The sequence below is a fragment of the Aquirufa lenticrescens genome (assembly GCF_019916085.1).
GTDB lineage: Bacteria > Bacteroidota > Bacteroidia > Cytophagales > Spirosomataceae > Aquirufa > Aquirufa lenticrescens.
Window position 1 is genome coordinate 1,309,071 of the sequence record NZ_CP049834.1, and the last position, 17,759, is coordinate 1,326,829.

Sequence of the window (17,759 nt, forward strand, 5' to 3'; positions counted from 1 at the left end):
TAGCCAATTCTAATCACATGAAAGATCCGAATGTAGACGAATTTATACAAAGTGCCGACAAATGGTCCGCGGAGATGGCCTTTTTGCGCCGCATTTTGCTTGACTGTTTGATGGTAGAAACCTATAAGTGGCGGACACCCGTGTACATGGTGGGCACGAAAAATATCATTGCGATATCTAGTCTGAAAGACCATTGCGCTTTGAATTTTTTCAACGGTGCGTTATTGCAGGATGAGGAAAACATGTTAATTAAACCCGGCGAACATACGCAATTAGGTCGCTGGATGAAGTTCAATTCGGTGGAACAGATTTTGGCCAAAGAAGATCTCATCAAAGCCTACATCCTAGAAGCCATCGAGGTCGAGAAAATGGGCTTGAAAATGGAAAAGTCCACGGAAATACCGCATCCGGAAGAATTAACGGCGATCTTCGACAAAAAACCCGCGTTAAAAACGGCCTTCGAGAAACTCACCCCAGGTCGCCAGCGGGCTTATCTTCGATTTTTCACGGATGGAAAACAATCCGAAACGCGCACCTCGCGTATTGAGAAAAACGAGAAATATATCCTGAAAGGAATTGGTTTAACAGACTGCATTTGTGGTTTGACGAAGCGAAAACCGAGTTGCGACGGATCGCACCGGGCGATTGAAAATTTTAAGAGATGACGCAAAGAAGTCATGTCTATGGCGTTTGTTACTAACGAGAATTACCTCAATTTTGGCCTATGAATTTTGGAGAACAATTAAAGGAAATCCGCACTACAAAAGGACTCACTCAAATCGAATTATCAGAAAAGAGTGGCGTCGCTTTGCGCACCGTTCAACGCATGGAACGCAACGAGGGCAAACCGAGTTTGTATTCGATGAATGCGATCGGCGAAGTTTTGGGGACGAATTTGACTTTGTTGTACGCTCCGGATTTGGAAACCGAAACACGAAATATTATGGAAAGTACAGACCAACAATTGTGGGCGATTGCGAGAAAGCGTGCGAAATTTAAAAGAAGTTTTGGCGCCTATTCCGTTGTGATTCCCTTTTTATGGATCATTTGGTATATCACGATGCCGGGAGAAATACGCTTTAATGTGTTGCCTTGGCCTATTTGGCCTATGCTGGGCTGGGGATTAGGACTAGGGATTCAATACGTGAATGCCTATGTAATTCAAGTCGGATCTTTAGAACAACGGGAATACGATAAGCTGAAGAAAGGAGAATAAAGTATATCGGATTTAGAGAATTAGATGCTAAATTAGTATCCAAAGAATACTCTAGATCTATGAAAACAATCGAACTGTCGATTAATCAGAAAGTTCACCGCATCGAGGTGGATCCTGAAATGCCCTTATTGTGGGCCATCCGCGATATCGTAGGATTGAAAGGAACAAAATTTGGCTGCGGTCAGGGCCTATGTGGCGCTTGCACGGTACAGCTAGATGGACAACCCATTCGTTCTTGTCAAACTCCGGTAGGCAGTATTACCGCTAAACAGAAAATCACGACGATTGAGGGTGCTTCGACGCGTTTAGAGAAGATCATTCAAGCGGCTTGGATCGAGCATCAAGTACCGCAATGTGGCTATTGCCAGTCTGGCCAAATTATGTCAGCCACCGCTTTGTTGAAATCAAATCCAAAGCCATCGGAATCCGATATTGAGAATTATATGTCCGGAAATATTTGCCGTTGCGGTACCTATTCCCGTATCAAGTCAGCTATTCAAACCGCTGCTAAAAACGCGTCCAAAACAGTTAAATCCTAAGCCTTATGTCACTCGAATCTAGAAGAAGTTTCATCAAAAAAGCAGGGGCAACGGGACTAACGTTTTGGTTAGGATTGTCCTACGTAAAAGGAGAAAGCGCGCCAGTTATTTCCACCGCGAAATCATTGACTCCTTTTATTAAAATCGACGCCAGCGGCATCACGATATTCAACCCAAATCCAGAAATGGGACAGGGTTCTTATCAAGCTGTTGCTTCGATGATAGCGGAGGAGTTGGAAGTGTCTTTGGCCCAAATCACCATAAAGAATACCAGCGGAGAGAAAGAATTCGGAGGAGGCCAATGGGCTGGCGGAAGTTCGACCGTTCGCGAGGGGTATATTACCTACCGCAAGATAGGCGCATCCGCAAAAGAAATGCTAGTTAAAGCCGCGAGTCAGACCTGGGGAGTTAGCCCAGAATCGTGCACGGCGAAAGAAGGAAAAGTCATACACGCTGCGACTAATCGCTCTTTGAAATACGAAGAATTAGCGGAGGCTGCCTCTCTATTAGAAATCCCTAAAGAGCCTAAATTAAAGGATCCGAAGGATTTCAAAATGCTCGGAAAATCTGTCAAGCGCCCAGATATTCCCCTTAAAGTAACCGGAAAAGCAGAATTCGGTATTGATGCAGATGTTCCAGGAATGCTTTATTCCAGCGTGGAAAGATGCCCTGTTATAGGCGGAACGCTGAAAACGTTCGATGCCACTGCGGCGATGAAAGTTCCTGGTGTGGTGAAAGTGGTATCGGCAGAACGCGTGATTGGGAAATACAGTTCGACTGGTGTGGCGGTCATTGCGAAGACCTATTGGGCTGCGATGCAAGGAAGAAAAGCCTTGAAAATAGACTGGGATACGAAAGGTTTTGAGACATTCAATTCCAGCGATTACGAGAATAAATTACGCTCTCTATCGAAAGAAGAAGGCATTTTAGATAAGCAAAAAGGATCGATTGATATTCCTGTTAATCAGGTGGTAGAATCCTTTTATGAGACGCCTATGGTGGCGCATCATCCGTTGGAACCGATGAACTGCACGGTGCAGGTGAAGGGGAAGAAAGTGGAGATTTGGACTTCGACTCAGGTGCCTGTTTCAGTGACAGGCCCAGGTATGATGGGAAGTTTGCCGGGTTTAATGGGCATTAATCCGGAAGACATTACGCTGCACGCTGGGTTTATTGGCGGAGGCTTTGGCAGAAGACTGTACTTCGATTACATCGTGGAAGCGATTAATGTGGCGAAGCAGGTGGATAGCCCGGTGAAGGTGGTTTGGTCTCGAGAGGACACGACGACGCAGGGGCCTTTCCGTCCCATGACTTTTTCTAAAATGATCGGCGGTCTGTCTGAAAAAAATCAATTAGTTTCTTTCCAACACAAGGTTATCAGCCCCGGTTTTATGGATAGCGCGATGCCTAATTGGGACAAAACGAAGCTGGACAGTATGATGACGGAGGGCATTAGTGCGCAGGAATACGACATCCCGAATATGAAGAATAGCTTCGTGTTTGCGGATTACCACGTGCCTATGGCGGCTTGGCGTTCGGTAACTAGTTCAACACTGGCATTTGCACATGAATGTTTCATCGATGAGCTGGCACATAAGGCCAAAAAAGATCCGCTAGACTTCCGCATCGATTTACAATCGACCAATACCGATACCAAGCGCGTGTTGAAAAAATTACGCGAGATCACGAATTGGTACAAACCGCTTCCGGCTGGTAAAGCACGCGGCGTCGCACAATGGGACTTTTTTGCAGGACTTTCGGCGCAAGCGGTGGAAGTGAGTTTGGCGAAAAACGGAGCTGTATCGGTAGATAAAGTGTATGTGGTGATTGATTTAGGAACAGTCGTGAATCCAGATAACGTGAAAGCGCAAGTGGAAGGTGCGGTTTTAATGGCTCTAAGTGCGGCAATTCATCCAGCCATCACCTTGAAAAACGGGGTGGTGGAACAAAAGAATTTCGACACAACTCCGGTGACCCGAATGAGCGAGGCTCCAGAAGTCATCGTGGAAATCATCACAGAAGGCGCTAAAATCAAAGGGGTAGGAGAACCTGGTTTACCACCATTTGCGCCGGCTTTAGGGAACGCGATTTTTGCGTTGACGAAGAAGCGTTTGCGCAAATTGCCATTAGAAATTGATTTTGTTTAATCGATGCCTCTTTTAAAAGCGACCCCTATTCTGGCCTATTTAGATCGCGACGCAACGGTCGCGTTCTATGAAAAATTGGGCTTTACAAGTAATGCCAAATGGGATGGCTACTTGATGTTTTCGCGCGACGAAATCAACATTCATTTGTGGTGTTGCGATGACGAGAGTATCCCGAAGAATACGGGATGTTACGTGAATGTGGATGAGATTGATGTTCTATACAAAGAATGTGAAGCCCTTGGAATTGTACATCCGAATGGAAAGCTCCAAAATATGGCCTGGGGCATGCGCCAATTCAGTATCCTAGATAATAGCGGGAACATTATTCATTTCGGTCAGGATATGAATAGCTAATTATTTTTCTAACTTATGTTTCTAAACCTATGAAACATGAAAAAAATAGCGATCCTTTTGCTGGGATTCAGCCTGTCACTTTCTGCGCAGATACCTGCCGGAAAGAAAGTGATTTCTTCTCTGTATGTGTATGATGTAGCCTCTGGTAAATCGGAATTAATTCTCACAGAAAAACGACATTTTGAAGCACCTAACTGGTCGCGTGACGGTAAATTTCTACTGATTAATGCCTACGGTAAGTTGGAGAAAATCAGCCCGAAAGGTGAAAAATTAGGCGAACTGAACACGGGTTCTGTGGCTAAGTCAAACAATGATCACGGCTATTCATTTGATGGTAAAACCTTGTTTATTTCGAGTGCTAAAGCCGAGATCAAAGAGCATACCTCCTTCATCTACAAAGTTTCTTCCGAAGGTGGAAATCCGGTTCAGCTTACTCCATTAACCCCCTCTTACTGGCATGGCATTTCTCCAGATGGCAAGACGATGGTCTATTGTGCGGCGAGAAATGGCAATTATGACGTTTATGCGATGTCTTCGAATGGCGGCGATGAGATTCGGTTGACCTCTACAGAAGGCTTAGATGACGGTCCGGAATATGCGCGGGATGGCAAGCACATTTATATCAATTCCTATCGTTCTGGGATGATGCAAATTTGGCGAATGAAAGCGGATGGATCAGAGCCAGAACAGATGACGTTTGATGCGCATTCAAACTGGTTTGCGCACATCTCGCCTAACAATCAAGTGGCAACAATCATTACATACCTAGAGGATCAAAAGGAGTTGCATCCCTTTGGCCATCAAGTCAAATTGCGTCTTTTGAATTTAAAAACGAAAGAAGTCAAAGATTTAACAGAGGCATTTTATGGGGGTCAAGGAACGATTAATGTGCCCTCTTGGAGTCCAGACGGCAAGAAATTTGCCTATGTGCGTTATGCTTTGGAAGATTTGTAAAAAGGGAGTAAATTCACAAAAAACCTAGTTAATATGAACAAAGATAGTCAAGCTTCTAGACGGAAGTTTTTAAAACAAATTGGGGCAACTAGTCTCGTAGCAGCCTCTTCGCCTTTCGCCTCTTTAGGAGCACAACAAAAAGCAGAGGAACGTATTTTAACGTATGAAAAACGCATCTCGGTAGGCGAAAAAATTCGCTTGGGGGTGATTGGTTTTGGGGTACAAGGACACTTCGATTTAGCTTCTGCCCTGAAAGTTCCGGGCGTAGAATTAGCGGGAATTTGTGATTTATACACGGGCCGTATTGAAAATGCGAAAGAATTATACGGTAAGGATTTATATACGACGCGTAATTACAAAGAATTATTAGACCGCTCGGACATCGATGCGGTGATCATCGCGACACACGATGTGTGGCATGCCCGCATTACGATCGACGCTTTGGCAAAAGGCAAACACGTCTACATCGAAAAACCGATGGTTTATAAAATCGACGAAGGCCCTAAAGTGATTGCAGCCCAAAAGAAATACGGCAAAGTCTTACAAGTAGGATCTCAGCGCGTGAGCAGCATCGGCTTAGCGAAAGCGAAAGAGATGTTAGCGGCCGGAGAGATCGGTAAATTAAATATGGTGAACGCGGTCTACGACCGCCAAAGCTCTATCGGCGCTTGGCAGTACACCATCCCTAAAGACGCGGATGCTTCGACATGTGATTGGAATCGCTTCATCGAAGCAACCGCTAAAATGGAATTCGACGCGAAGAAGTTTTTCTGGTGGCGTGCCTTTAAAGAAGTAGGAACCGGCGTAGCGGGGGATTTATTCATCCACTTGTTGTCCGGAACGCACTTTATGACGAACTCGAATGGTCCGGAAACGATCTTCTCTACTGGTCAATTTAGCCACTGGAACGACGGCCGTAACTTACCAGATGTGATGTCAGGTGTCATGCAATATGGTAACACGGCGGAGCACCCAGCTTTCCAATTAACCTTGCAAGTGAACTTTGTCAGCGGAACAGGTGGCCAAGAGGTGATTCGTTTGATTGGTTCAGAGGGAGTGATGGATGTGAAAGGAAATACGATTTCTGTGAAGCATAGCATTATGCCAGAGGCTCCGGGCTTTGGTGGTTATGATTCTGTGTTTACGCTTCCTAAAAGTATGCAGGAAGAAATGACACGCGATTACAACGCGAAATGGACAGATGCACAACGCAAACGACCTACGAAAGAGGACGTTATTTTCAGAGCGCCTGCAGGATATGATGAGCACGTGGATCACTTCACACACTTCTTTGATGCGATTCGCAACGGGACGTCTGTCGTAGAAGATGCGGCCTTTGGTTTTAGAGCGGCGGCGCCAGCCTTAGCTTGTAACGAAAGTTACTTCCAAAAGAAGATCATCCAGTGGGATCCAGTGAATATGAAACTGAAATAAATTGAAAAAACCGGCCCAAAGAGCCGGTTTTTTTCATTAATTAAACTCAACTAATTATTTGAATGTGACGTCAAAGCGATCAAGATTCATCACTTTAACCCACGCTTTAACAAAATCAGTGACGAATTTGTTTTGAGAATCTTTCGTCGCATACACTTCAGCTAATGCGCGAAGTTCAGAATTAGACCCAAAAATCAAGTCCGCACGTGTCGCCGTCGCTTTCACTGCACCTGTTTTCTCGTCTGTTCCTACGAACTCTACTTTCGTTGCGTTAGCTGGCTTCCACGTGGTGCCCATCTCTAACAAGTTCACGAAGAAGTCATTCGTTAACGCATCTTTCTTCGTAGTGAAAATACCGTGTTTCGAACCATTATAATTCGTATTCAAGGCACGCATACCACCCGTTAATACCGTCATTTCTGGCGCCGTTAACGTTAATAATTGCGCTTTATCAACGAACAATTCTTCTGTCGATAACGTGTATTGTGTTTTCAAGTAGTTACGGAAACCATCAGCCATTGGCTCTAATAATCCAATGGAAGCTACGTCTGTTTGTTCTTGCGTTGCATCCATACGACCTGGGATAAAAGGCACCGTTGTTTTAACCCCTGCATTGGCCGCTGCTTTCTCTACTGCAGCCGAACCTCCTAGAACGATTAAGTCCGCGATCGATACTTTTTTCTTACCTGATTTGGCATTAAACTCTTGTTGAATTTTCTCTAAAACAGCAAAGACTTTCTCTAATTGCTTTGGATTATTTACTTCCCAGTTACGTTGTGGCAACAAGCGGATACGCGCTCCGTTAGCACCACCACGGCGATCTGAGTGACGGTACGTAGAAGCCGAAGCCCAAGCTGTCGAAACTAATTCGCTGATCGATAATCCCGAGTTCAATAACTTCACTTTCAAGGCAGCGATGTCTGTAGCGTTGATTACTTCGTGGTTTAAAGCAGGGATTGGATCTTGCCAAATCAATTGCTCCTTCGGAACTTCAGGTCCTAAGTATGTCGAGCTAGGACCCATATCGCGGTGCGTTAATTTGAACCATGCTTTGGCAAAAGCCTTCGCATAAACTTCTGGATTTTCTAAGAAATTGCGAGAGATTTTCTCATAAGCCGGATCCACGCGTAAAGCGATATCCGTTGTTAACATCGTAGGCTTGTGGAAGGTATTTTTATCAAATGCATCTGGAATAATGTTTGCGCTATTTTTCGCAATCCATTGGTTCGCACCCGCTGGGCTCTTCTCTAAAGACCACTCATTGTTAAACAATAGGTGCAAGTATCCGATACCCCATTGTGTAGGAGTTGACGTCCATGTCACCTCTAAGCCAGACGTGATCGCATCTTTTCCTTTACCTGATTTGTAGGTGCTCTTCCAGCCTAAACCCTGCTCCTCGATGCCCGCTGCTTCTGGATTTTCTCCTACGTTTGTAGCCGGACCTGCACCGTGTGTTTTACCGAATGTATGACCACCTGCGATCAACGCAACGGTCTCCTCATCATTCATACCCATGCGACCAAACGTCTCGCGGATATCTTTCGCAGAGGCTGCCGGATCTGGCACACCATTAGGACCTTCTGGGTTTACATAAATTAAGCCCATTTGTACCGCTGCTAATGGATTCTCTAATTTGCGACCTTCTGAATACCGGTTTTTATCATCTAACCATTTCTTCTCAGATCCCCAATATACGTTTGCTTCTGGCTCCCATACATCCGTACGACCACCTGCAAAACCAAATGTTTTGAAGCCCATTTGCTCTAACGACACGTTTCCAGTCAAGACCATTAAGTCTGCCCAAGAGATTTTATCGCCATATTTTTGCTTGATCGGCCATAACAAACGACGCGCCTTATCTAGGTTCGTGTTATCTGGCCAAGAGTTTAATGGCGAGAAACGTTGTTGACCTGCGCGAGAACCGCCACGGCCATCGCCTGTACGATAGGTACCTGCACTATGCCAAGCCATACGAATGAATAGTGGACCATAGTTACCGAAATCAGCCGGCCACCAATCTTGTGATTTTGTCAAGACCGCTGCGATGTCTTTTTTCAAGGCAAAGTAGTCAAGACTCTTAAATGCTTTGATGTAATTGAAGTCTGGGCCCATCGGGTTTGACTTCTCTGAGTTTTGGCGAAGCATACCCACGTTCAATTGGTTAGGCCACCAGTCTTTGTTTGTCGTTGCAGACGGTTTCATTCCCGTGTGTGGGTTGATTCCAGCGTGTGGGTTTACGCCACCAGCTGCATGCGGATTAGCTGCGTGAGGGTTAGCTCCGTGTGGGTTAGCCGTTGCTCCACTGTGTGGGTTAGCGTAATCTTGGGCAATGGTAGCTGTGGAAGCTAACAAGCCGCAAAGGATAAGTAGTTTTTTCATGATTCTTGATTTTTAGTGGTGCCAAATTAGTGGCAAAAAATGGATAGAGAAAACTGAAATTTTCTATATTTGACATAGATATTATCTATAACAATGAATATACATCAATTAGAATACATACTGGCCGTTGATCAATTTAAAAGCTTCTCGAAAGCAGCTGATTATTGTCATGTTACGCAGGCGACTTTGAGTGCGATGGTGAAAAAGCTGGAGGAGCAATTGGATATCGTCATTTTCGATCGAAAGGCAAACCCCATTGCGACTACTGAAAATGGTAGAGAGATCTTACTGCAGGCCCAGCAAGTGGTGGCCCACGCGAACGCGCTATTATCTTCCTCTAAGGCGATTAATCAAAAAGTAGAGGGACGCGTTAAGATGGGCGTTATTCCTACGATTGCTAGTTCGATGTTGCCCCTAATTCTGAAGCATTTGGTTGAAAAATATCCTTTGTTACAGCTAGAAGTGTACGAAGTGACGACAAATCAAATGATCAAGGATTTACGTGAAGGGAAATTAGATGTAGGTGTTTTAAGTACGCCCATCGCCTCGACCGAGGTGGAAACGGAGCTTTTGTATGTGGAAGATTTGTGTGTTTATGGGCATTTGCCATCAGGAAGTCGTTTCATTGCGAAATCTGAATTAGCAAAGCAACGGATGTTTTTATTGCAAGAGGGGCATTGCCTTCGGGATCAAATCATACAGCTGTGTGATTTGAAGAAGAGCAAGTCCTTACCGTCTAATTTATCGGTGGAATCGAATACGTTTGATACCTTGTTAAATCTCGTGGACGAATTCAATGGATTGACGGTATTACCAGCTTTGTATGTAGGCCAAATGAGTGAAGCTAGACAAGCGCATTTAATTGATTTAACGGATGGAGCTTTAACACGCGAAGTGAGTCTGGCGTACTACCGTCCCTATGCAAAATGGAATATTTTGAACCGCTTAAAAGCGGAAATTTCAGAAAAAGTGCAAAAACGGCTAACGTAAATTTGTTTTTTTCGGGTGCCATATTAACTTTGTATCACAAAGTACTTTTTATTATGGAAAAACACGAAGAACAATTAGCCGCCATTCAAGAAATGCGGAACCTGATGGACCGAGCTACTCGGTTTCGAACCATTAGTGGTTTGTCTGCTATAGTAGCCGGCTTACTTGCCATACTGTGTGTGTTGTTTGTTAGTCAGTTAACCGATGTGCAATGGCTAGAATCAGCGTCTTTTGAACGAATGCTTGGAACGAGGTTTGCCACGGAGGTGCAGCTTTCGTTCCTAGTTTTGTTATTGATCTCTTTGTGTTTCGGTATTTATTTAGCTGCTAGAAATGCGCATACTATTGGTCAAACTGCCTGGGATTCCGCAGCGAAAAGAGTAGCCTTACACATGGCTATTCCTTTAGTGTCGGGAGGTATATTTTCTGTGCTGTTAGCTCAATTAGGTTTACTAGGTTTGATTCCTGCAACCACCTTACTTTTTTATGGCTTAGCCCTGGTCAATGCGAGTCATTACACGCTGGATGCCGTTCGTTTATTAGGTCTAGTTGAAATAGGTTTAGGCTTATTTGCTACAGCCATGCTGCCTTTTGGCCTCGTTTTCTGGTTGACAGGATTTGGGTTAATGCACTTAGGTTTTGGACTATACATTTATTTAAAATACGAACGTGTCTAGTTATTTAACAGATTTCAATAAGGTATTTGAAAGTCGTGTCCGCCTAGGTATGATGTCATTACTTGTCGTTCAAGAACAAGTGGACTTTGGCCAAATAAAAGATAGTCTCCAACTCAGCGATGGCAATCTAGCCAGCCACATGAATGCCCTAGAGAAAATAGGCTATGTGGAAGTTCGAAAACAGTTTATAGGCAAGAAGCCCAATACGACTTACGCTATTACTCCTGAGGGGAAAAAGGCTTTTTCGGAACATTTAAACTCCCTCGAAAAACTCATTAAACAAATTCATTCGTAAAATGGAAAATCAAATCATACAACAGCTTGCAAATCCGGTCGCTTTAGAGCAATTATACCGGTCTAATCCTGCTGCTTTTAGCAGCGCTTTTCATTCCGTATATCCACAGATATCTTCCGAAATTTCAGCTCAAATTTGGCATGAACGCTTAGCTGTTTCGTCAACCTCTTGGGGGTCGAAAGGGGATTGGATTTTGCTTGTTATTCTCGCGTCTATCGTTGCTTTTTTAATGCAGATGCCAGATTTGTTTTCGATATCACACGATCTTTATTTCCCCCGAAATATGTCATTTATTGTGATGCCAGGTATTGGAGCCTATTTTGCGTACAAGCAAGGTTTGACATTAAGACAATTAGCAGCGCCACTTTTAGTGCTGTTATCCTCTATCGTTTTTATTAATCTTTTAACAGAAGGAAGTACCACGCTAATTTTGACTTGTCTGCATATTCCGCTTTTGATTTGGCTTGTAGTAGGGTATATTTTCGCTGGAAATGATCCTGCAAAGCGGATGGAATTTCTACGTTACCACGGGGATTTAGTCGTGATGACGGCAGTAATCGGATTAGCTGGTGGATTGTTTACAGGCTTGACACTGAATCTGTTCAAACTAATAGGCATCTCAATAGAGGACTTCTATTTCCGTTATTTAGTCTTGTCGATTTTGCCCTCAGTTCCACTTTTCGCCACATTTTTAGTACGTACAAACGCAAGTCTTGTTAGTAAAATTTCTCCTGTCATTGCTCGCATTTTTACTCCATTAGTCACGATCACGCTAGCGCTTTTTTTAGCAGCCATCATTTATACCGGGAAAGACCCCTATAACGATAGAGAATTCTTGGTGGTTTTTAATGGGATATTGATCGGTGTGATGGCTTTGATTTTGTTCTCTTTAGGCGAGGCTACGAAAACGAATGCGTCACGTGTGCATCAGTATTTTTTATTCGCCTTAGCGGCCTTAGCGATCATTGATAATGGGATTGCCTTGTCTGCGATTGGGTACCGGCTTTTTGAGTTTGGGATAACGCCTAATCGCCTAGCGGTGCTGGGAAGCAATGCCATTGTGATGCTGCATTTGATGCTGGCTACGAAGAAGCTTTGGGAGTTTTTGCAGGGCCATAAAACGATGGAGGAAGTCGAGCTCAGAATCACCGATTACTTGCCCGTTTATGCCATTTGGGCGGCAATAGTTAGCTTCTTGTTTCCGCTGATTTTCCAGTTTAGTTAATAAAAAAGGCCCGAGATTCTCGGGCCTTTCGTTTTTCTACTGCATCTGCATGGCATCCATTCCGCCGCCTGAATTGTTCTTTTTCATTTGGCTCATATCGAATTTACCGAAACGAAGTGAGAACGTCAGTCTAATCATTTGTGGGTTCGCTAGGCGATAAGAGGTCTGTGAGAATCCTTCCCCAAAAGATACGCGGGTGTTTCCACGTGAACGTGTCACATCGTTAAAGGCCAGGGTTAAGGAAGCCATATCATTTTTCAAGAACGTCTTTTTAATCGCTAAATCGATGCCAAAGTAGGGTTCAATATATCCCTGCGACGAACTTTGCGCTTGCATACCTGGAGGGCCTTGCATTCCTTGATTTTGTGTGACAGGCACATTCGTCTTGCCTTGGTAATCGCCAGACAGCTGGATACTCCATTTTTTGGGCAAAATAAAGGTGTTATTCAACTTCCCAAAAACAGTCCACAAGGCCTCATTTACTTGTGTTGCATCAATGTTCGAGATATTGATTTTGGAATTATACATATTCACGTTCGCCGTTAAATCCCACCATGTCTGCAACTTGTTTGTGTACGTGAATTCTAAACCATAGTTAATGCTCGAATTCGCGTTCACAAACGTGTTAATCAAATCCAATTTACCACTAATCGGGTTCGTTTCCTGTTTCAAATAACGTGTGATCAAATTGTCCGTGTATTTGTAATAACCAGACACCAAGAAAGTCGCAGACCCTTGTGATTTGCTATACGAAAGCTCGCCAGAAGTTGTGAATTCAGGCACTAAATCCGCATTTCCGCGTTGTATATTTAAGCTATCGCTGTAATCCACAAATGGAATCAGCTGGAAGAAATTAGGGCGATTCACGCGACGCGTGATGCTCAATTGCAATTGGTCAGTCTTCGATAAATCTTTCTTCAAGAAGATCGATGGGAATAAGCTGAGCGGGTATTTATTGCTAAACGTTTGGTTCGTATTCAATAATTTCCCTTCGTATTCAGAGCTCTCGCCACGTAATCCGATCTTATAAGATAGCGTCTTGCTAGCCTTTCCGGAGATAGAGAAATAGGCAGCGTACACGTTATTAGAACTTTCATAGTTTGTCGAAGCCGAAGTAATTGTTCTATACATATCTGAACCCACCGGCTTTAAGGTATTGGTATTTTCGTTTGCAATATCATTGATCTGCGCTCGTAAACCCGTTTCGATCGTGCCTTCGTTTTTTATTGGTGTCACATAATCTAGTTGCACGGTCATAAAGGCATTCTTTCCTGAACCGATGTTCTTTTGGATTTGCGTACCCGTAACAGCGTTGTTCTTCAAATAATCGGTGGTGAAGGTGCCTTCTCCTTTATTTGTTCCGCCAAAGTAATTCAAATCACCGGTTAACTCTCTTCCCGCTTTAGGATAGGTATGTTTAAATCCTGCCTGAAATCCGGTCGGTTTAAATTCACGGTAGTTTTCTGAAACGCGCTGACTTAATGTAGTCACCCCATTCACCGTACTTGAAATACGCGTGTCTTCACTCGGACGGAATTCTCCACCACCGCCAAAGAAAGCACCTAAAGATAAAGTCGTCCGATTGCTCGCCGCATAATCGGCAGAAACACGTGGGAATAACATTAAGCCTTTGGTCTTATTATCCGACTCTTGGCTTACCGACGATAAAACACCTCCTAAATCACTTGTACGAACACTATTTCCAATGGAATTATTGCGTACCCGCATATTCATTAGGGTTGCCGTCAGGTTCCATTTGTTCTGTTGGTAGGTGAAGTTTCCCATGATATTTGAACCGCCAAAACGATCCGCCCCCACATTCACCATTCCATTATAACCATTCTTTTTGTTTTTCTTCAACACGATGTTGATGATGCCCGCCATACTTCCAGAGGCATCGTATTTCGCAGAGGGATTCGTGATCACCTCTACTTTTTCAATGATGTCTGCCGGGATTTGATCCATCGAAAGACTCGTAGGGCGACCGTCGATAAACAAGGTTGGATTCGCATTACGAACCTTCACATTACCGTCGATATCCACTTGCACCGATGGAATATTTCGCATCACGTCGATCGCCGTTCCCCCAGTCGTTACTAGATTTTGCGCTACATTAAAGGATTTTTTATCGATGTCCATTTCGACCAAAGACTTCGTTCCCGTCACCACGACATTCTCTAAAACTCTCGATTCTTGCGCTAATTTGATATTACCTAAATCCTTCTCAAATGCGGCCATCATTTTAGCCATATCGGGCTGTGAACCAGGTTCCATTTTGGGCATTTCAAAAGCAACAGCGGCTTCGTAGTTTTTGTATCCTACAAAAGAGATTTTGATTTTTAGTCTTACGTTTACGGGAATTTCTTTGAAGTTAAAGTCACCATTCAGCTCGGCTGTTTGGGCTTTGACTAGGATATCTTTGGCCTGTTTCGTTGCCGGATCTACCGTTGTTTTTAGTAAAACAACCGATGCAAATTCTACGGGTTTCCCCATTTCGTCTACCACTTTTCCAAAGACGTGGCCTTGATTTAAATTAGCTCCCGGTCCTCTTGTGCCCGTTGGTGGGCCACCTGGAACTTGTGCAAATAGGGAAAAGGATAGTAGCGCGATGAGCGCCGTAGCAAGTATTTTTCTCATTAGGTGGATTGATTTCAATAAAATTGTATCACAAAGGTACATTCATTTAAATGAATAGGGCATTTTTTCTGCCTGACGGTCGAATGTAGAGATGAATGAAGGATTTTATGCGAGAAAAGGTTTTTCTTTACAGGATGAAAAAGCTCCTTTTATTCTTCATGTTATCTTCTTTTGTGACTGTTGCACAAACGAAGCCGGTTGGGAAACTAGATCCCACTAAACCTATTTTAGTCCTAGAAACCTCTTGTGGGTCCTGTAATTTTGAGATGCCAAGGAAAGACTGTTTCCTAGCTGTAAAATTTGAAGGAAAGGCCTATGCTGTGCAAGGAACTTCTATCGATGATCACGGAGATGCACACGATGAGAAGGGATTTTGCAACGCGATTCGGAAGGCTAAAGTGCAAGGTAGCGTGAAGGGAGATCAATTTGTTGTTACCTATTTTGAACTATTGAAAACAGAATAGCCTATCTTTGCAATATGAAAAAGGCGTGGATTTTAAAGCTCATCTTTATTTGCAGTTTTGTACTGCTGGGCGAGCGCGTATCTTTACATCCAGACTTTAAGGCTTTTACTAAATCTTTTGTGCATGCTACGTCTGATGATTCTGATTCAATCATTGCAATTGAATTAGAAGACGAAGTAGAGGAGGATGCTTTAACGATGTTTTTCTTGTCCAAATCTTTCGATTGGATAGTCATTAACCAATTCCTTGGAATATTCATCTTAGTCGTGTTTATCGCACGACCATTTTTTCACCAAATCCCCGTGTATTTACGTTTTCAAAACTTAAGGCTGTAGATCTATAGACTGATTTCTTTATTCAATTCGTCTATATTTTAAAGCTTTATTTTATGAAAAAATATTTTTTGCTATTCTTAGCATTAAACACAATCGTGCCTGCTTGGGCACAAGTTGATAATGAATCCTTGAAGTTAAAGTTAAATGAAAGTGGGAGTCATTATTTTCAGGCTACTTTTTTGAATCAGGTTTGGTTGCGTACTACAGAAAACAATCCTGGCACTACGGTGGAAGGCAATTTGGAATCACAATCCACAGACATTGGTTTGCGCAGAACACGTATTCAAATGTTTGGTCAGATCACGGACCGGACGTTTATTTATTTTCAGTTTGGCCAAAATAATTTCAACGCCCAATACAACTCCACTTCGAACCGCAAAATCGCGCCTTTCTTTCACGATGCCCTAGGCGAATACCGTATTTCGGATAAAAATCAATTGAAAATGGGAGGAGGTTTGAGTATTATTTCCGGATTATCTCGTTTTTCTCAACCCAGTATTGGGACGATTACGACAATGGATGTGCCCGTTTTTGCACAAACAACTGTTGATCAAATCGATCAGTTCTCGCGCAAATTAAGTGTCTATGCTAGGGGCCAAATAGGGCACTGGGATTACCGATATATTCTAAGTGATCCTTTCCCTATCACGTCGAACGGCCAAACGCCACCGGCGCTCGCACCCGTTTCCAACTTTGCATTGAAGGGTCACAACTTACAACACCAAGGATATTTGATCTATCAGTTTTTTGACCATGATGCGCACACCACTCCGTATATGACGGGGACTTACTTAGGCACGAAAAAGATCGTCAATATCGCGGGGGGATTTATCTATCAGAAGAATGCCATGTGGAATAAAGCCGCCGCCACTTCAGATACAACCTACCAAAATATGGCGCATTGGGCAATCGAGAGTTTTGTGGACATCCCATTAAACAAGGAAAAGCACAGTGCGCTGAATGCGTATATCGGCTATTTTAATACGAATTACGGGACGAATTATTTGCGCTATAATGGAGTGATGAATCCGGCAAACGGGACAACTGCGACGTCTGCGAATTCGATCAGCGGACAGGGTACAGTGTATGGAAATAGCTATCCGATGTTTGGAACGGGTTCAGTCGTTTATACACAAATTGGGTATTTATTGCCATCGAAAAATGCGAGTATGTCGAATCGCTGGATGCCGTATGCGTCTGCGACTTTGGCAAGCTACGATAGACTGAATGGCTTCTCGAATAACACCTTCAATGCGGGGATCAATTACTTCATTCAAGGCCATAAATCGAAGCTGAGTTTGGACTTCCAAAACCGCCCAAGCTTCCAAGTGAACCAAGGCGAACTAGTGAAAGGCCAACGCTTGAATTCGGTGACGTTGCAATTTCAATTGTTTATTTAATGAAGAAGGCCCTCTTTTTACTACTGATTTCCTTTGCAGGTTTCAGTCAACAGAACTTCTTTAATGTGCCGAGTTCGGATATTACGAAGGCGAAACACGTGTTTTTTCAGCAACAATTGAACTTTATAAGTGCAGGTTTTCAGTCCTCTACCACCTTTTGTTATGGCTTGGGAAAGAACTATGAAATGGGGTTGAATGTGATCGGTGTGACCGTTGATTACGCAGCCTCCTTAGCCGATAACGCGGGAACTTTTATTGTACTGAATGGGCAAAAGAAATGGGATGTTTCGCCTGTATTTTCTACCGCACTTGGCGGCCAAATTGGCTTAAGCTCATTGGCTGATGGTGGTGCATATGCTTATTCGAATGGGGTTTATAAACTAGAAAATACGAAATTAGTGGGCGGGATCTATTATTCCTCTGATGCCTATTTCGGCCCAGAAAGTCGGGGGTTCAATGCCTCAGGAACGCTGGATAAATTTGGTTTTCAAGCGGGAATAGAGCGGAATCTTTGGAAAGAAAAACTCTTATTTCAAGCTGATTTTATTAGTGGAAGGCACTCATTGGGCGAAGTCGTTTTAGGCGGGGCCTATTTTATTTCTAAAAATGTGGTGCTTTCTGCCGGCTATCAAATACCCACAATGGGCAGCAAATCGCAAGATGCGGTGGTGTTTGAAATCACGTATATCCCGCTTTAATGTCGCACAAGAATC

At 43.6% G+C, this 17,759-nt stretch carries 17 protein-coding genes; 15 read left to right on the forward strand and 2 right to left on the reverse strand.

Features of this window, described 5'->3' with window-relative positions; translation table 11 throughout:
• The first annotated feature begins 17 nt into the window (after positions 1-17).
• From G9X62_RS05925 to G9X62_RS05955, 7 genes are read left to right on the forward strand one after another with little or no spacing between them, the layout of a single operon-like run.
• Positions 18-665 (forward strand): DUF1801 domain-containing protein, encoded by a 648-nt coding sequence (locus G9X62_RS05925; protein ID WP_223129826.1) that lies wholly within the window; start codon positions 18-20, stop codon positions 663-665.
• Between the two features lie 59 nt (positions 666-724).
• Positions 725-1,216 carry a helix-turn-helix domain-containing protein gene (locus G9X62_RS05930; protein ID WP_223129827.1) on the forward strand — a complete coding sequence of 164 codons (492 nt, stop codon included), beginning with the start codon at positions 725-727 and terminating at the stop codon, positions 1,214-1,216.
• 59 nt (positions 1,217-1,275) lie between these two features.
• A complete protein-coding gene (locus tag G9X62_RS05935; RefSeq protein WP_223129828.1) occupies positions 1,276-1,755 on the forward strand; it encodes a (2Fe-2S)-binding protein in 480 nt (159 codons plus the stop codon).
• A 5-nt stretch (positions 1,756-1,760) separates the two neighbouring features.
• Complete coding sequence (locus G9X62_RS05940; protein ID WP_223129829.1) at positions 1,761-3,902, forward strand: xanthine dehydrogenase family protein molybdopterin-binding subunit; 2,142 nt, start codon at positions 1,761-1,763, stop codon at positions 3,900-3,902.
• A gap of 3 nt (positions 3,903-3,905) precedes the next feature.
• Positions 3,906-4,256, forward strand: coding sequence for a VOC family protein (locus G9X62_RS05945; protein ID WP_223129830.1), 351 nt, complete (start codon positions 3,906-3,908; stop codon positions 4,254-4,256).
• A 36-nt stretch (positions 4,257-4,292) separates the two neighbouring features.
• The gene (locus G9X62_RS05950) at positions 4,293-5,210 is read left to right on the forward strand and encodes a TolB family protein (RefSeq protein WP_223129831.1); all 918 of its coding nucleotides are present in this window, start codon (positions 4,293-4,295) and stop codon (positions 5,208-5,210) included.
• A gap of 33 nt (positions 5,211-5,243) precedes the next feature.
• The gene (locus G9X62_RS05955; protein ID WP_223129832.1) at positions 5,244-6,644 is read left to right on the forward strand and encodes a Gfo/Idh/MocA family protein; all 1,401 of its coding nucleotides are present in this window, start codon (positions 5,244-5,246) and stop codon (positions 6,642-6,644) included.
• 54 nt (positions 6,645-6,698) lie between these two features.
• Here the strand turns inward: G9X62_RS05955 and katG are convergent, their stop codons facing one another.
• A complete protein-coding gene (gene katG, locus G9X62_RS05960; RefSeq protein ID WP_261345565.1) occupies positions 6,699-8,846 on the reverse strand; it encodes a catalase/peroxidase HPI in 2,148 nt (715 codons plus the stop codon).
• A 270-nt stretch (positions 8,847-9,116) separates the two neighbouring features.
• On the opposite strand from katG, the gene G9X62_RS05965 reads away from it, so the two are divergent.
• From G9X62_RS05965 to G9X62_RS05980, 4 genes are read left to right on the forward strand one after another with little or no spacing between them, the layout of a single operon-like run.
• Positions 9,117-10,013 carry a LysR substrate-binding domain-containing protein gene (locus G9X62_RS05965; protein ID WP_223129834.1) on the forward strand — a complete coding sequence of 299 codons (897 nt, stop codon included), beginning with the start codon at positions 9,117-9,119 and terminating at the stop codon, positions 10,011-10,013.
• Between the two features lie 53 nt (positions 10,014-10,066).
• Positions 10,067-10,690, forward strand: coding sequence for a hypothetical protein (locus G9X62_RS05970; protein WP_223129835.1), 624 nt, complete (start codon positions 10,067-10,069; stop codon positions 10,688-10,690).
• Entirely contained in the window at positions 10,683-10,985 is a 303-nt protein-coding gene (locus G9X62_RS05975; protein ID WP_223129836.1) for a winged helix-turn-helix domain-containing protein, read from the forward strand. Before G9X62_RS05970 ends, G9X62_RS05975 begins: the two co-directional genes overlap by 8 nt.
• Position 10,986: 1 nt before the next feature.
• Positions 10,987-12,210 (forward strand): hypothetical protein, encoded by a 1,224-nt coding sequence (locus G9X62_RS05980; protein WP_223129837.1) that lies wholly within the window; start codon positions 10,987-10,989, stop codon positions 12,208-12,210.
• Positions 12,211-12,246: 36 nt separating this feature from the next.
• On the opposite strand, the gene G9X62_RS05985 is transcribed toward G9X62_RS05980, so the two are convergent.
• Positions 12,247-14,847, reverse strand: a complete 2,601-nt coding sequence (locus G9X62_RS05985) for an outer membrane beta-barrel family protein (RefSeq protein ID WP_223129838.1) — start codon at positions 14,845-14,847, stop codon at positions 12,247-12,249.
• Between the two features lie 134 nt (positions 14,848-14,981).
• Between G9X62_RS05985 and G9X62_RS05990 the strand changes: the two genes are divergently transcribed.
• From G9X62_RS05990 to G9X62_RS06005, 4 genes are read left to right on the forward strand one after another with little or no spacing between them, the layout of a single operon-like run.
• Positions 14,982-15,311, forward strand: a complete 330-nt coding sequence (locus G9X62_RS05990) for a DUF6370 family protein (protein WP_223129839.1) — start codon at positions 14,982-14,984, stop codon at positions 15,309-15,311.
• A 14-nt stretch (positions 15,312-15,325) separates the two neighbouring features.
• Complete coding sequence (locus G9X62_RS05995; protein ID WP_223129840.1) at positions 15,326-15,646, forward strand: hypothetical protein; 321 nt, start codon at positions 15,326-15,328, stop codon at positions 15,644-15,646.
• Between the two features lie 53 nt (positions 15,647-15,699).
• Positions 15,700-17,046 (forward strand): hypothetical protein, encoded by a 1,347-nt coding sequence (locus G9X62_RS06000; protein ID WP_223129841.1) that lies wholly within the window; start codon positions 15,700-15,702, stop codon positions 17,044-17,046.
• Positions 17,046-17,744: a hypothetical protein gene (locus G9X62_RS06005; RefSeq protein WP_223129842.1), complete on the forward strand. Its 699-nt coding sequence runs from the start codon at positions 17,046-17,048 to the stop codon at positions 17,742-17,744. The genes G9X62_RS06000 and G9X62_RS06005 overlap by 1 nt, the downstream gene beginning before the upstream one ends.
• Positions 17,745-17,759 lie beyond the last annotated feature (15 nt).